General features: G+C 69.6%; 12 protein-coding genes and 1 pseudogene. 10 read left to right on the top strand and 3 right to left on the bottom strand.

The features are described 5' to 3' along the window. Positions 1 to 87: 87 nt before the first annotated feature. Positions 88 to 729: pseudogene (locus AAFO60_RS00920) on the top strand (DUF6461 domain-containing protein); the annotation flags it as partial. A gap of 59 nt (positions 730 to 788) precedes the next feature. Here AAFO60_RS00920 and AAFO60_RS00915 read toward each other — a convergent pair. Both AAFO60_RS00915 and AAFO60_RS00910 read right to left on the bottom strand, forming a co-directional pair. Continuing rightward, positions 789 to 2,633, bottom strand: a complete 1,845-nt coding sequence (locus AAFO60_RS00915) for an ABC transporter ATP-binding protein (RefSeq protein WP_347954279.1) — start codon at positions 2,631 to 2,633, stop codon at positions 789 to 791. Next, the gene (locus AAFO60_RS00910; protein ID WP_347954278.1) at positions 2,630 to 4,387 is read right to left on the bottom strand and encodes an ABC transporter ATP-binding protein; all 1,758 of its coding nucleotides are present in this window, start codon (positions 4,385 to 4,387) and stop codon (positions 2,630 to 2,632) included. The genes AAFO60_RS00915 and AAFO60_RS00910 overlap by 4 nt, the downstream gene beginning before the upstream one ends. A gap of 182 nt (positions 4,388 to 4,569) precedes the next feature. Here AAFO60_RS00910 and AAFO60_RS00905 point away from each other — a divergent pair, with 182 nt between their 5' ends. The 9 genes from AAFO60_RS00905 (at position 4,570) to AAFO60_RS00865 (ending at position 13,568) form a co-directional block, all read left to right on the top strand. After that, positions 4,570 to 5,919 (top strand): glycosyltransferase 87 family protein, encoded by a 1,350-nt coding sequence (locus tag AAFO60_RS00905; RefSeq protein ID WP_347954277.1) that lies wholly within the window; start codon positions 4,570 to 4,572, stop codon positions 5,917 to 5,919. Positions 5,920 to 5,932: 13 nt separating this feature from the next. Next, positions 5,933 to 8,032, top strand: coding sequence for a threonine--tRNA ligase (gene thrS, locus AAFO60_RS00900; protein WP_347954276.1), 2,100 nt, complete (start codon positions 5,933 to 5,935; stop codon positions 8,030 to 8,032). A gap of 13 nt (positions 8,033 to 8,045) precedes the next feature. Beyond that, positions 8,046 to 8,573 (top strand): HIT family protein, encoded by a 528-nt coding sequence (locus AAFO60_RS00895; protein WP_347954275.1) that lies wholly within the window; start codon positions 8,046 to 8,048, stop codon positions 8,571 to 8,573. Between the two features lie 8 nt (positions 8,574 to 8,581). Continuing rightward, complete coding sequence (gene pgsA, locus AAFO60_RS00890; RefSeq protein WP_347954274.1) at positions 8,582 to 9,274, top strand: phosphatidylinositol phosphate synthase; 693 nt, start codon at positions 8,582 to 8,584, stop codon at positions 9,272 to 9,274. A gap of 3 nt (positions 9,275 to 9,277) precedes the next feature. Then, positions 9,278 to 10,243 carry a phosphatidylinositol mannoside acyltransferase gene (locus AAFO60_RS00885; protein WP_347954273.1) on the top strand — a complete coding sequence of 322 codons (966 nt, stop codon included), beginning with the start codon at positions 9,278 to 9,280 and terminating at the stop codon, positions 10,241 to 10,243. Next, a complete protein-coding gene (locus tag AAFO60_RS00880) occupies positions 10,240 to 11,364 on the top strand; it encodes a glycosyltransferase family 4 protein (protein ID WP_347954272.1) in 1,125 nt (374 codons plus the stop codon). Before AAFO60_RS00885 ends, AAFO60_RS00880 begins: the two co-directional genes overlap by 4 nt. 81 nt (positions 11,365 to 11,445) lie before the next feature. Next, positions 11,446 to 11,961 (top strand): NUDIX hydrolase, encoded by a 516-nt coding sequence (locus AAFO60_RS00875; RefSeq protein WP_347954271.1) that lies wholly within the window; start codon positions 11,446 to 11,448, stop codon positions 11,959 to 11,961. Between the two features lie 94 nt (positions 11,962 to 12,055). Beyond that, positions 12,056 to 12,961 (top strand): pyridoxal 5'-phosphate synthase lyase subunit PdxS, encoded by a 906-nt coding sequence (gene pdxS / locus AAFO60_RS00870; RefSeq protein ID WP_347954270.1) that lies wholly within the window; start codon positions 12,056 to 12,058, stop codon positions 12,959 to 12,961. A 202-nt stretch (positions 12,962 to 13,163) separates the two neighbouring features. Next, entirely contained in the window at positions 13,164 to 13,568 is a 405-nt protein-coding gene (locus AAFO60_RS00865; protein WP_347954269.1) for a hypothetical protein, read from the top strand. A 614-nt stretch (positions 13,569 to 14,182) separates the two neighbouring features. On the opposite strand, the gene AAFO60_RS00860 is transcribed toward AAFO60_RS00865, so the two are convergent. Then, on the bottom strand, positions 14,183 to 14,857 hold the full coding sequence (locus AAFO60_RS00860; protein ID WP_347954268.1) for a TetR/AcrR family transcriptional regulator: 675 nt from the start codon (positions 14,855 to 14,857) through the stop codon (positions 14,183 to 14,185). Positions 14,858 to 14,864: the final 7 nt, after the last annotated feature.

The raw sequence follows: 14,864 nt of genomic DNA, 5'->3' as shown, positions 1-14,864 counted from the left end.
GTGACGACGGCACCTGCCCTGCGGTCTCCACGCCGACCGGTGGTCGGAAGCAGGCGAAGTTCGCAACTTCGGTGGCCTGCCCGTGGCATGGTCCAAGGCGTGTCCACCTTTCGTGACTATGCCTGGATCGACGATCTCGTGCCCGACGAGTACCTGGTCAGCTTGATCCGCGACGCTACGGCGGACGGGGTCCTCGACGCACTCGGCGCGTTCAGCCGGCGAACACGCGGAATCGGCTTTCCCGGATTCATCACCAGGTCATACGAGTTCGAGGATCTGGGACTCAAAGAACCGATGGCGATGTGCGCGCAGACCGTCGGTGTCGCCGACCTCGGCGAGGGATGGGTGCTGATGGTCCAGACCGCCAGTGAGTACGTGGGCGTCACCGAAGAGCTGATGCGACCGATCATCGACGAGCACGAGGTCGTCAGTCACTTCTGCAACGTGAACGCAGTTTCGAGATTCGTCTGGTGGCGAGACGGCGAATGCCAGATCTCGTTCGACACTCTGTTGCCGGACTGGGACCTCGACCGCGCCGCGGAGCAGCCGACCGCCGGATCACGTCGAGTCCTCGAACTGATCGAGGAGGTCGGCGGCATCGCGCGCGAAGAGGGCGCCGAACCACGTACCGAATTCTTTCATGTCCCCGGCAGTTTCGCGCTCGCGGAACGGTTGACCGGCGTCCGCCTCACCGGGGAGGTCATCGCCGGTGCAGAGTTCACTGTGGCGTTGGCCCCCACCGTCCCCGAGTCGCGATGTGCAATGTCGCACGAACTGAACAGCGTCCGTCACTCGACGGCCTCCGCCCGCGCGTACAGGCGGGCGAACTCACCGCCCGCGGCCAACAGCTCATTCGCGGTGCCGGTCTCGATGATCCGACCGTCGGCGAGCACGGCCACCGTGTCGGCGGTGGCGAGAGTGGAGAAGCGGTGCGTCACGACCAGCGTGGTGGTGTGATCGCGCAGCGCCTGCAGTCCGCGGCCGATGACCAGTTCGGTGCGCGGATCGGCGGCGCTGGTCGCCTCGTCGAGGATCAAGACGTCGGGCGCGGCGGCCAACGCCCGCGCGACCGTCAGCAACTGCTTCTCGCCCGCGCTGAGCAGGCCGCTGTCGCCGGAGACGAGGGTGTCGCGGCCGTTGGGCAGGCCCGCCAGCAGCGAGTCGATCATCTCCCGATCGGGGACGCGCCCGTCCTGGGCGCCGAAGTCGACGTTCTCACCGGCCGTCCCGCTGAACAGCCATGGATCCTGGGTGACGACCGCCAACTGGGAGCGGACCGCCGAGCGCGACATCTGCGCGATGTCGGCGCCGTCGAACGTGATGGTGCCCTCGGTGGGTTCGGCGAACCGCTGCAGCAGCATCGTCAGGGTGGTCTTGCCCGACCCCGTGGCGCCGACCAGTGCGGTCGTGCGGCCTGCGGCCAATTCGAGCGTGACGCCCTGCAGGACAGGCGTGTCGCCGTATCCGAAATGGACGTCGTCGAAGACGATCCGCGGCGGCACTCGGCGCCGCCCGTGCTTCGGCTCGGGGGCGTCGTCGACGGCGGGGGAGGGCTCGTCGGGTTCGGCGAGGAAGTCGCGGATGCGACCGAACGAGATGAACCCCGACTGCAGCTTGGGCAGCGTACTGGTCAACTCCGAGACCGGTGACGCCAACTGCTGGGTGTAGAGCAGCACGGCCTGCAGGGTGCCGAGGGTGACGGCGCCGTCGAGCATCTTCAACGCGCCGAGCACCGCGAGCACCACGAAGACCAGCGCATTGCAGAAGGTCAGCACCGGGGTGATCGCACCGCTCCACGATTGGCCGCTGCGCGTGGCCCGCTGCAGTCGCCGGTTGAGCTCGTCGAACTCGCGCGTGGTCTGCCGGTGACCGTAGTATGCGGCGATCATGTCGCGCGCACCGTAGACGTCCTCGACGTGCGCGGTGATCGAAGCCGTGGTCTGCCACTGGCGTTTCATGTGCGGGCGGGCATAGCGCAGCACGACGACGGCGAGGACCACCGTCACCGGAATCGTCGCGAACGCGATGAGGGAGAAGAACGGAGAGATCACGATCAGCGCGGCCGCCACCGCGACGATCGTCAACACCAGGACCGGCAGTTGGACGAACAGCGGGCCGATGACCGTGGCGAAGTTGTCGACGTCGACGGTCATCGCGTTCAGGACCTCGCCGCGGCGCCTGCCCTCCAGCTCGGCCACCGGCAGCCGGTGGACCTTGTGCTCGACCCGCGCACGAAGACGTCGGACCGCGTTCTGCACGGCGGTGTTGACCAGCAGACCGCTCCCGATGCGGGAAGCGGTGACGATCACCAGGGCGACGCCGACATAGGCGGCGACCGTCCACAGCCGGGTCCAGTCGATGCCCGCCCCCGGGTCGACGTGCTGGCGGAGCACGATGTTCGCGCGGTCCGGATCGCCTGCTCGACGCAGCGCCTCCGCGGCCTGCTCGCGCGACTGCCCCGCGGGCAGTTCGGCGCCGATCACACCGGCGAAGATCACATCGGTGATGCGAGCGAGCAGGACGGGCACGATCACGGTGACCGCGGCCGCGATCACCGCCAGCACCAGCGCCGCCGTCAGCCGCCGATCGGAGCCGAGGAAGGCGCGCACCGCTCTGCGGCTGCCGCCCTTCACGGTGCGATCACCGGGGCCTGCGCGTCGGCGAACTCGCGGTACACCGCGCACCGGTCGACCAGTTCGTCGTGACCGCCGACGTCGACGACGCGCCCGGCATCGAGGACGGCGATCTGATCGGCGGCCCGCACGTGCTCGACCTGCTGGTCGGCCAGCAGGACCGCCGCATGGGGCAGCTCTGTCCTGATCGCGCGCAGGACCGCGTCCGCGGTGCTGCGATCCATCGCCGAGAACGAGGCGTCCAGGCACAGGACCCGCGGCCGGCGGACGAGGGCGCGCGCAATCGCCAGGCGCTGCCGCTGGCCGCCGGAGAAGTTGGCGCCCGCCTGCTTGACCTCGGCGTCCAGGCCGCCGCGCTCGGCGACGGTGTCGCCGATCTGCGCGGTCTGCAGCGCCCACCACAGCTCACCGTCGTCGGCGTCGGCGGCGCCGAGGCGCAGGTTCTGAGCGACGGTTCCGGCGATCATCGACTGCCCCTGGCCCACATGCGCGACCGCGGCGCGCAGTTGGGGGAGCGCCCACTGCTGGACGGGCAGGCCGCCGACCTCCACCGAACCCGAGGTCGGGTCGAGCAGACGCGGAATCAGGGACAGCAGCGTCGACTTTCCACTGGAGGTGCTGCCGATGATCGCGGTGACCATCGCCGGCGGGGCCGACAGCGTCACCTCGTCGAGCGCCGACCGGCCGGCATCCGGGTAGCGGACCGTCACCGACCGCAGGTTCACCGCCAGCGGACCGATCACCACGCCCCGGCCGCCGCGCGCGAGCCCCGACGGCCGGTCGATCACCTCCGCCAGCCGCGTCGCGCTGGCTCGGGCGCGCGGCAGGACGCCGGCGAGTGCGATGAACAGCGTGATTCCGGCGACGATCTGGATCAGATACCCGGTGAACGCGGTCAGCCCGCCGATCGTCAGGTCGCCGGACTCGATGAGCCGCGCACCGAACAGGCTCGTCGCCACCGTCGCCGCATTCGAGACCAGCAGCACACCGGGCAGCAACAGCAGTTGAATGGCGCCGACGCGCCGTGCCAGGGCCGTCAGGTCGGCGTTGGCGGCGTCGAACCGGTCGCTCGCCTGCTGCTCGCGGCGAAAGGTACGGATGATCCGGGTGCCGCTCAGCTGCTCGCGGACCACCCGGTTCACCGCGTCGACGGCGCGCTGGAGGCGCGCGGCGAGCGGTGTGACGAACGAGACGAAGACGCCGACGCCGATCCCGAGCACCACCGCGGCGACGACGATCACCGGCGCCAGACGGACCGATTCGCGCAACGACAGCACGACGGCCCCGATCGTGATCAGCGGCGCCGACACCGCGACGCTGGTGGTGAGGAAGACCGCCTGCCCGACCACCGCGGTGTCGAGTGAGGTCCGCGTCAGCATCGTCGCCGTGCCGAGTTCCTGATACGTCGCGGTGGAGTATTCGGCGACGCGCCCGTACACCTTGGCGCGCAGGTCGGCGGCCGTGCCGGCCGACAGGGCCGCGCCGAATGCGATGGCCGCCAGCGAGGCGATCAGTCCGCCGACGGCGACGGCCAGCATCCAGCCGCCCATCCGCTGGATGTAGCCCACGTCGCCGGCGATGACGCCGTTGTCGACGATCAGGGCGTTGAACGTCGGCTGCGCGAGGCTCGCACCCATGGCCGCGAGCTGCGCGAGGACGACCGCGGCGACGATTCCCCGGCGGCGGCGCAACGAGGACGCGGCGAGCTTCGACAGTGCGGCGCCGGACGACCGGTTGCGCGACGAGCGGTTCACGCCGGCGGACTCCCTTCTCAACAGCGAGGCTTCTCAACAGCGAAGTTCTCAACAGCAGTGCCTCCCAACGACACTGATCGCTGAGACAGTCAGTATGGCGAGTCCGACACGGTGAGAACGCGCAGACGGGCCGAACCGGGCGTAAACCAGGCTACGGGGCGCGCCGGCAGTACTATCGCGAGGTGATAATCAGCGGGGGGCGAACCCGACCGGTGACCTGGGCGATGGTGGCCCTCGCCGGAGTCGGTGCGCTGTTGATCGTGGCCTGGCACATCTGGGTGGTCCCGATCGGACATCCGACGTACGGGCTGTTCAATCTGGGCATCGACACCCGCGTCTATCGCGGCGGCGCCCTGGCGGTGTGGAACGGCACGCCGCTCTACGACCTTCCCGTCTACCGGGTGTGGCAGTTCACCTATCCGCCCTTCGCGGCGTTGATCCTGGTGCCGCTGGCCTGGCTGCCCGAGCACTCGGCCCAGTTCTGGTGGGACGTGGGCAATGTCGTGTGCCTGCTCGCCCTGATCGCGGTCTCGCTGCGGGCGCTGAGGTTCCGGGTCGACGCACGCTTCGTCGCCTTCACCGTCCTGTTCGGGGTGTCGGTGGTCAGTCTGGAGCCGGTCCACACCACCTTCTGGAACGGTCAGATCAACCTGCTGTTGGCCCTGATGGTCATCGGCGATCTGCTGCGGCGCAGCGGTCGCCTCCGCGGCATCGGCATCGGTCTGGCGGCCGGAATCAAACTGACGCCGATCTTCTTCACCGCCTACCTCGTCATCACCCGGCAGTGGCGGGCCGCGGTCGTCGCGGTGGCGACCTTCGCGGCGACGATCGCGGCCGGCCTGGTGGTGCTGGGCTCGGAGGCCCTGGGCTTCTGGACCGACAGCCTGTCGCAGACCGGGCGGATCGGCCCCCTCGAACACCCCGCGAACCAGTCGCTCAACGGCTTCTTCGCGCGGCTCGCGCCGATGGGGCTCGGGCACGCCCCGAGTTGGCTGTGGATCCCGACCGGTCTGGTCGTCGGCGTGCTCGGCCTGTGGGCCGCCTACGCCGCGCACCGCGACGGGCGGGAGCTGCTGGCGCTCGCCATCACCGGCATGACCTCGTGCGCGGTGTCGCCGTTCTCGTGGGGGCATCACTGGGTCTGGATCGTCCCGCTGCTGCTGGTGGCGATCACGCACTGCTTCGACACCGTCGACCTGCGGCGACCGCTGACCTGGCTGTGGTGGCTCGCACCGGCGACCATCGTCGCGATGACTTTCACCTGGTGGCACCGCACGGTGACGGTGGCCCCGAACGGTGACGAACGCCTCACCCTGACATTCGGCGTCTTCCGGGTGTTCCGTGCGCCGCGCGGGCCGGAATGGGAGTTGCCGCTGCGGTTGATCGGCAGCGGGGCCTACGTGCTGCTGCTGTTGCTGACGATCGCGGTCACGCTGTGGATGTGTCACGGACTGCGCGCGATACGATTCTCTGCGACCGTGTCTGATACCGGCCGACGCCCGGCCGCAGACGTATCCGCCGACACCGAATAGAGGAACCACGACCGTGCCCGACAACGTCGCGTCCGAAAGAGTCCGCCTGCCCGAGACCGTCCGGGTGCCGGCGGGCACTACCGCGGGCGCCGCGATGCGGGACGCGGACCTGCCCGACGGCGTCGAACTGCCCAACAAGGGACCGCAGGCGATCGTCGTGGTCCGCGAGTCCGACGGCACTCTGCGCGACCTGTCGTGGGCGCCCGACGCCGACACCGACGTGGAACCGGTGCCCGCAGACTCCGAGGACGGCCGCGCCGTGATCCGGCACTCCTGCGCGCACGTGCTCGCCCAGGCCGTGCAGGAGCTGAACCCGAAGGCGCACCTGGGCATCGGCCCGCCCATCACCGACGGCTTCTACTACGACTTCCAGGTCGACGAGCCGTTCACTCCCGAGGACCTCAAGGCCCTCGAGAAGCAGATGCGCAAGATCATCAAGTCGGGCCAGAAGTTCTCCCGCCGCGTCTACGACTCCAAGGAGTCCGCCCGCGAGGAGTTGGCGAACGAGCCCTTCAAGCTGGAGCTGATCGACGACAAGGGCGCCGCCGACGACGCTGAGATCATGGAGGTCGGCGGCGCCGAGCTGACCGCCTACGACAACCTGAACCCCCGCACCGGCGAGAAGGTCTGGGGCGACCTGTGCCGCGGCCCGCACGTGCCGACGACCAAGTACATCGCCGCCTTCAAGCTGACCCGCAGCTCGGCCGCCTATTGGCGCGGCGACCAGTCGCTGGCCGACCTGCAGCGCGTCTACGGCACCGCGTGGGAGTCGACCGAGGCGATGGACCTGTACCTCGACCGGCTGGCCGAGGCGGAGAAGCGCGATCACCGCAGGCTCGGCGCGGAGCTGGACCTGTTCAGCTTCCCCGACGAGCTGGGCTCGGGTCTGCCGGTCTTCCACCCCAAGGGCGGCATCATCCGCAAGGAGATGGAGGACTACTCCCGCGAGCAGCACGCGGCGGCCGACTACGAGTTCGTCAACACCCCGCACGTCACGAAGGGCCACCTGTTCGAGGTGTCGCGGCACCTGGACTGGTACGCCGAGGGCATGTTCCCGCCCATGCACCTGGACGCGGAGTACAACGAGGACGGCACCGTCCGCAAGCCCGGCCAGGACTACTACGTCAAGCCGATGAACTGCCCGATGCACAACCTGATCTACCGCTCCCGCGGTCGGTCGTATCGGGAGCTGCCGCTGCGGCTGTTCGAGTTCGGCTCGGTGTACCGCTACGAGAAGTCGGGCGTGGTGCACGGCCTGACGCGCGCCCGCGGCTTCACCCAGGACGACGCGCACATCTACTGCACGCAGGAGCAGGTGGTCGAAGAGCTCACCACGACCCTCAACTTCGTCCTCCAGCTGCTCAAGGACTACGGCCTGGACGACTTCTACCTGGAGCTGTCCACCAAGGACCCGGAGAAGTACGTCGGCACCGACGAGGTGTGGGAGGAGGCCACCGAGACCCTGCGCAAGGTCGGTGAGGCCTCCGGCCTGGAGCTGGTCCCGGATCCGGGCGGCGCCGCCTTCTACGGCCCCAAGATCTCCGTCCAGGTCAAGGATGCGCTGGGGCGCACCTGGCAGATGTCGACGCTGCAGCTGGACTTCTTCGAGCCGGAGCTGTTCGAGCTCGAGTACACCGCCACCGACGGCACCAAGAAGCGCCCGGTGATGATCCACCGTGCCCTGTTCGGCTCCATCGAGCGGTTCTTCGGCGTCCTCACCGAGCACTACGCCGGCGCCTTCCCGGTCTGGCTCTCGCCGGTCCAGGTGGTCGGGATCCCGGTCGCCGAGGCCTTCGCCGATCACCTGCAGACCGTCGTCCGGCGCCTCAAGGGCCGCCGGGTGCGCGCCGAGGTCGACTTCTCCGACGACCGGATGCAGAAGAAGATCCGCAATCACACCACCGCCAAGGTGCCGTTCATGCTGCTGGCCGGCGAACGCGACGTCGAGGCGGGTGCGGTGAGCTTCCGATTCCGCGACGGCACGCAGCTGAACGGGGTTCCGGTCGACGACGCGATCAACGCGATCGACGACTGGGAGGAGTCGCGGCGCAACGACTCGCCGACCGCCGACACGATGGGCGAGTTCCTCGAAGCCGCCCGGAAACGGCGATGAGCCGGGGCGCACGATGACTGATCCCGATCACCTGCAACGCCTGTGGACCCCGCATCGCATGAGCTACATCACCGCGGCCGCGCCCAAACGCGCGGCCGACGGCGGTGAGCTCACCGGGCATCCGTTCCTCGACATCCCGCGGATGTCGGACGAGGACGGGCTGATCGTCGCCCGCGGCGAGACGGTGTACACGGTGCTGAACCTCTACCCGTACAACCCCGGACACGCGATGGTCGTGCCGTACCGCCAGGTCGCCGACCTGGAGGACCTGACCGCCGCGGAGAGCGCCGAGCTCATGGAGTTCACCCAGCGCACCATCCGGGTCATCAAGTCGGTGTCGCGGCCCGACGCCTTCAACGTCGGCCTGAACCTCGGTGCGGCTGCGGGCGGCTCGCTGTCCGAGCACCTGCACCAGCACGTCGTGCCGCGATGGACGGGCGACGCGAACTTCATCACCGTCGTGGGGGACACGAAGGTGCTTCCGCAACTGCTCCAGGAGACCCGCGGTCTGCTGGCGCAGGCGTGGAACGAACTTCTGTAAGGACGGACATGCTCAGCATCCTCGGACGCGCTTCGGTCTCCAAGGTCACCTTGCCGATCGGGCGTGCACTCATCCGCACCGGTCTGACCCCGGACATGATGACGATCGCCGGGACCGTCGTCACGGTCGCGGCGTCGATCACGCTGTTCTCCCAGGGCTACCTGTTCGCCGGCGCCCTGGTGACGTGGGCGTTCGTGATGTTCGACATGCTCGACGGCGCGATGGCGCGCGCCCGCGGCGGCGGCACCCGGTTCGGCTCGGTCCTGGACGCGACGTGCGACCGGATCGCCGACGGCGCCATCTTCGGCGCGCTCGCGTGGTGGGCGGCGATCACGCAGCCGCACGAGCTGCTGCTGATCGCGACGCTGATCTGCCTGGTCACCTCCCAGGTGATCTCGTACGCCAAGGCGCGCGCCGAGGCCGCCGGACTGTACGGCGACGGCGGCCTCATCGAACGCCCCGACCGCCTCATCATCGTGCTCGTGGGCGCCGGATTCACCGATTTCCCGGGCCTGCACTGGAGCTGGGCCATCCACGTCGCGATGTGGGTGCTGGCGGCCGGTTCGATCATCACCGTCGGTCAGCGGATGTGGTCGATCTACGCCTCGCCGGGCGCCCGCGACCTGATCCCGACCGCGGTTTCCGACGATGAGGGGGCCGGGCGCGGCGACGCGTCGGGCGAACCCAAGGGCGAGGGCTGACCGATGCTCGGGCGACTTACCGATGCGGCGTCCGACCTCGGCTACCGGGCCGGATGGGCGGCCGTCCGCCATGCGCCGGAAGCGATGGCGCGCGGCCTGTTCGACGCGGTCGGCACCTTCGCCGGCCGTCGCGGCGGGGGACCGGACCAACTCCGCAAGAACTTGGCGCGGGTCATCGACGCGGCGCCCGAGGACGTGCCCGGCGAACTCGTCGAGCAGGCGATGCGCTCGTACGCGCGGTACTGGCGGGAGGCCTTCCGCCTGCCGTCGACCGATCCGGCGGACATCGTGGCGAGCGTCCGCATGTCCGACCACGACCGGCAGGTCGTCGACGAGGTCTGCACCTCCGGCAAGGGCGTCGTGATGGCGCTGCCGCATTCGGGGAACTGGGACGTCTGCGGCGTCTGGCTGGTCGCCCACTACGGACAGTTCGCGACCGTCGCCGAACGCCTCAAACCCGAATCGCTGTTCGACCAGTTCGTCGCCTATCGCGAGTCGCTGGGCTTCGAGGTCTTCCCGCTGACCGGCGGCGAGCAGCCGCCCTTCGAACTGCTCGCCCAGCGGCTGCGCGCCGGCGGCATCGTCTGCCTCATGGGCGACCGCGACCTGAGCCATCGCGGCGTCCCCGTCGAGCTGTTCGGGGAACGGACCCGCATGCCCGCCGGTCCGGCGAAGCTCGCCGTCGACACCGGCGCGACCCTGCTGGCCGTGCACCACAGCTACCTCGACGAGCACACCTCGCTGATCCGCTGCGGGACGGTCATCGACACCTCGGTCGGCGTCGCGGCCGCCACCCAGTCGCTGGCCGACGCCTTCGCCGAGGGCATCGCCGCCGCGCCCGCCGACTGGCACATGCTGCAACCGCTGTGGGAGAGCGACTGGTCGCAGGCCAGACGTGATCGGCTCGGGTCGGGTACCGACCGCGGAACCGGCGCGCCGAACGAAGCGGGCGAGGCGGGCGGCCGATGAAGATCGGCATGATCTGTCCGTATTCGTTCGACGTGCCCGGCGGCGTGCAGGCCCACGTGATCGAGTTGGCCGAGGTCTTCATCCGGCGCGGCCACGAGGTGCGGGTGCTGGCGCCGGCGGGCCCCGACCTGGATCTGCCCGACTACTTCGACTCCGCCGGGCCGGCGCTGGGCATCCCGTACAACGGCTCGGTGTCGCGAGTCACGTTCTCGCCCAAGGCCTATCACCGTCTCCGCCGGTGGATCGAGGTGAACTCCTTCGATGTGCTGCATGTGCACGAGCCCAATGCGCCGAGCCTGTCGATGCTCTCGCTGATGGTGGCGACCGGCCCCATCGTCACGACCTTCCACACCGCGACCACCAAGTCGCTGTGGCTGACGGTCTTCGACTCGATGCTGCGCCAGTACCGCGAGCGGATCTCCGGCAAGATCGCGGTCTCCGAGCTCGCGCGCCGCTGGCAGATGGAGTCGCTCGGCAACGACGCCGTCGAGATCCCCAACGGGATCGATGTCGCCTCGTTCGCCGACGCCGTCCCGCTCGAGGGCTTTCCGAAACCGGGCCGCACGGTGATGTTCCTGGGCCGCTACGACGAGCCGCGCAAGGGCATCGACATCCTGATGCGCGGGCTGCCCCGCATCGTCGAGGAGTTCCCCGACGTCACCGTCCTGGTGGTGGGCGGCGGCGACGAGAAGGCGCTGCGACGCCGGGCGCGCGAGCTGTCCGGGCACCTGCACTTCCTCGGCATGGTCGACGACGAGACCAAGGCGCGCGCGCTGGCCAGCGCCGACGTCTACGTCGCTCCGAATCTGGGCGGCGAGAGCTTCGGCATCGTGCTCGTGGAGGCGATGGCGGCCGGCGCCGCGGTGGTCGCCAGCGACCTGGTGGCCTTCCAACGGGTCCTCGACGGGGGCACCGCAGGCCGCGTCGTCGAAACCGGCTCCCCGGTGGCCCTCGCCGACGCCGTCGTCGAACTGCTCGGCGACGAGGGCGCGCGGCAGCAGCTGATCGCCCGCGGCCGCGCTCGCGCGGACCGCTACGACTGGAGCCGGGTCGCCGATCAGATCCAACGCGTCTACGACACCGTCACCCGCGGCGCCGGGCCGGTCGTGGTCTCGGACTAGGGGCGCGATGACTGGGAGTGCGATGACTGGGGGAGCGATGACCGGGGGTGCGATCGCTGGGGATGCGATGAGGAGAATCACATGACGGGGCCCGCGGTTGCATTGGTCGCCGTCGGGGTCGTCGCGGGCGCCGCGTTGATCTGGCTGGCGATTCTGGCCGCCACCCGGGCCACCCGCCTGGATCGGCTCAACATTCGGGTCGACCTGGCCTACGAGTCGCTGCTGGCCGCCCTGGAGCGGCGCGCGGTGGTCGCGCGCGCGATCGCCGCCACCGACCCGGCCGCGCCGGGCGCAGGTGAGCTCGCCGCCGCGGCGAACGCCGCCGAAGCGGCGCCGCGCGACCAACGCGAGGCCGCCGAGAACCGTCTGTCGGTGGCGTTGGCCAGCTGCTCGGACGGCGATCGCGCCGCGGGCCTGGTCGCCGAGCTGGCCGACGCGCAGACTCGGGTCACGATGGCCCGACGGTTCTACAACGACGCGGTCCGCGATGCGCGGGCGCTCGGCGGGCGGCGCATGGTGCGATGGCTCCGGTTGGGCGGACATTCGCGACTCCCGCAGTACTTCGAGATCACCGAGCGCGTCAGCGGCGCCGTCTGAGCAGCCCGCGACGAGGACCCGGCATCGCCGTGTGCGACTCGATCGGGTTTACTTGACGAGACATTCCGACACCACTGAACAGGGAGATCAATCAGTGTCCACTGAGGCTCAGAACGCACCGGCGACCGGTACTGCGCGCGTCAAGCGAGGCATGGCCGAAATGCTCAAGGGCGGCGTCATCATGGACGTGGTGACCCCGGAGCAGGCCAAGATCGCCGAGGACGCCGGCGCAGTGGCCGTCATGGCGCTCGAACGTGTTCCCGCCGACATCCGTGCTCAGGGCGGCGTCTCGCGGATGAGCGACCCGGACATGATCGACGGCATCATCGAAGCCGTCTCGATCCCGGTCATGGCCAAGGCCCGCATCGGCCACTTCGTCGAGGCCCAGATCCTGCAGAGCCTGGGCGTGGACTACATCGACGAGTCCGAGGTCCTGACCCCGGCCGACTACGAGAACCACATCGACAAGTTCTCGTTCACCGTTCCCTTCGTGTGCGGCGCCACCAACCTCGGTGAGGCGCTGCGCCGCATCAACGAGGGTGCCGCGATGATCCGGTCGAAGGGCGAGGCCGGCACCGGCGACGTCTCGAACGCCACCACCCACATGCGTCAGATCCGCCAGCAGCTGCGCCGCCTGTCGTCGCTGCCCGAGGACGAGCTGTACGTGGCCGCCAAGGAGCTGCAGGCCCCCTACGACCTCGTCGTCGAGGTCGCCAAGGCCGGCAAGCTGCCGGTGACGCTGTTCACCGCAGGCGGCATCGCGACCCCCGCGGACGCCGCGATGATGATGCAGCTCGGCGCCGAAGGGGTCTTCGTCGGCTCGGGCATCTTCAAGTCCGGCAACCCCGAGCAGCGCGCCGCGGCCATCGTCAAGGCGACCACCTTCTTCGACGATCCCGATCAGCTCGCCAATGTCTCGCGCGGACTGGGCGAGGCGATGGTCGGCATCAACGTCGACGACATCCCGGCACCGCACCGGCTCGCCGAGCGCGGCTGGTAGTCGACTTCTCACCAAGGCAAACGGGTCCACGCTGCGAGTTCCATGCAGCGTGGACCCGCGTCCTTGGGGCCGGTCAATCCCTGGTGCCAGTTGAATAGCGGACTGCCGTGCGCTGAAGCAGGGGCCGGGCCGAGCAACTCGATCAATGCGTCGAGGCGGGCGTAGACGGCCGCGCGGCGCGGAGCCAGTCAGATTCCAGGGGTTGCATTCGGGGCTCGTCGATCCGGACGTACCGCTGTCGGCGGTCTCGGAGGATGCGCTGGGGGAGCTGCTGTATCCGGAGGGGCTGCCGCTGACGAACCCCGATCCCGAGTATCCGAAGTCGAGCCGGTTCGACGGTGTGATTCCGAGGCTGCGCAACAGCTACCTGCGCAAGGCTCCGTCCCGGCTCACCGCCGATGAGCGCGCCGGCCTCGCCCGAGTCGTCTCCCGCGCGACCTGCCCGGACTGCGACGGGACGCGCGTGAACGCCGCCGCGCGCGCCAGCGTGATCGACGGCCGCTCGATCGCGGACTGGTCGTCGATACCGATCAGTGAGCTCATCGCCGTGGCCGGCGCGGTGCACGATCCGCGCGTGGCCCCGTCCGGCACCTCGGCAGCGCACTGAGCGAGGTCTGCTATGTCTTCGACGAACCCAGCGCAGGTCTGCACCCACACGACGTGCACCGGCTGCTGGGTCTGCTCGCCCAGCTGCGGGATGCTCGGAACACCGTCCTCGTCGTCGAACACCACCCGGCCGTGATCGCCGCCGCAGATCACGTGATCGACCTCGGCCCCGGCGCGGGAGCCGACGGAGGCCGGGTCCAGTTCGACGGCGCGCCCGACCACCTCGGCTCCGTTGACACCGCGACCGCCCGGATGCTGCGAGACCCGGTGCGACTGAACCACCGGCCGCGCGCGGGCTCAGGGGTCGTCACCGTCGATCGAGCCGATGCGCACAACCTCAAGTGCATCACGGTGAACGTTCCATTGGGTGTGCTCACCGCGGTGACCGGTGTCGCCGGGTCCGGCAAGAGCAGCCTCGCGGCCGACGAACTCCCACACCAGCATCCGGATTTCACGGTCGTCGGCCAGGAGCCGCTGCGGGGCGGCATCCGCTCGACCCCGGCTGCTGGCCAAACACCTCGCGAGCACGTCCGACGCTGCCTCGCTGAAAATCGTGTTGGACGAGCCGGTATCTGCGCAGGCACCGCCAGGGCTGAACCGCCGCCGAAATACGACTCAGGAGTCGGTGTCGCCGCGTCGAATGAGGCCGTCCACGAGTGCCCGCAGCCCCGCCCGATAGGTGTCGCGCCGGGTGATCTGAGGCCATTGTCCGGCCAGGCTCGCCAGTGTCGGCAGTCGGTCGGCGTCGAGTCCTTCGAAGACTGCGTCCCGGTAGTTGGGCCGGTTCTGTTCCGCTGCCCGCCGCGCGGAGTGAGAACGGACCAAGATCTCGCCGGCCGTGAAATACCAGATCGACCGATACAGGTCCGCTGCCGCGATGGGGGATAAGCCGCACTCGATGCCCGCGGCGACGATGGCTTCGACGGCCCACAGGGCGTCGTCCCCGACGAGGTCGTCGGCGATGAGGATCTCCGTCGCCCACGGGGCCGCGGCGAGCGTGTCGTGGATCGCGGTGGCCGCGACGAGGACACGTTCCATCGGATCCTCCGGCATGTCCGGGTGCGCCAGTTCGGCGGCGCGGTCGTTGAGCAGTTGGACGAGAAGATCCTCGCGATCACGCACGTGGCTGTAGAGCGTCGCTGCGCCGACGCCGAGATGCGAAGCGAGACGGCGAATCGTCAGCTTCTCCCATCCGTCGCTGTCGACGAGCTCGCGCGCACCGGCGAGGATCTGCGCTCGAGACGTCGACGGCGGGCGTCCGGTGCGTCCTGGGCCGGTGCGCTTCGTCATGTCGCCA

Source organism: Gordonia aichiensis (assembly GCF_039946255.1).
Classification (GTDB): domain Bacteria; phylum Actinomycetota; class Actinomycetes; order Mycobacteriales; family Mycobacteriaceae; genus Gordonia; species Gordonia aichiensis_A.
This window is presented reverse-complemented; position numbering and strand designations above follow the sequence as displayed.

Bases quoted from the DNA above. Each gene is read 5' to 3' on its own strand.
- AAFO60_RS00895 (WP_347954275.1), top strand. From the start codon at position 8,046: ATGACTGATCCCGATCACCTGCAACGCCTGTGGACCCCGCATCGCATG.
- pgsA (WP_347954274.1), top strand. From the start codon at position 8,582: ATGCTCAGCATCCTCGGACGCGCTTCGGTCTCCAAGGTCACCTTGCCG.
- AAFO60_RS00885 (WP_347954273.1), top strand. From the start codon at position 9,278: ATGCTCGGGCGACTTACCGATGCGGCGTCCGACCTCGGCTACCGGGCC.
- AAFO60_RS00880 (WP_347954272.1), top strand. From the start codon at position 10,240: ATGAAGATCGGCATGATCTGTCCGTATTCGTTCGACGTGCCCGGCGGC.
- AAFO60_RS00875 (WP_347954271.1), top strand. From the start codon at position 11,446: ATGACGGGGCCCGCGGTTGCATTGGTCGCCGTCGGGGTCGTCGCGGGC.
- AAFO60_RS00860 (WP_347954268.1), bottom strand. From the start codon at position 14,857: ATGACGAAGCGCACCGGCCCAGGACGCACCGGACGCCCGCCGTCGACG.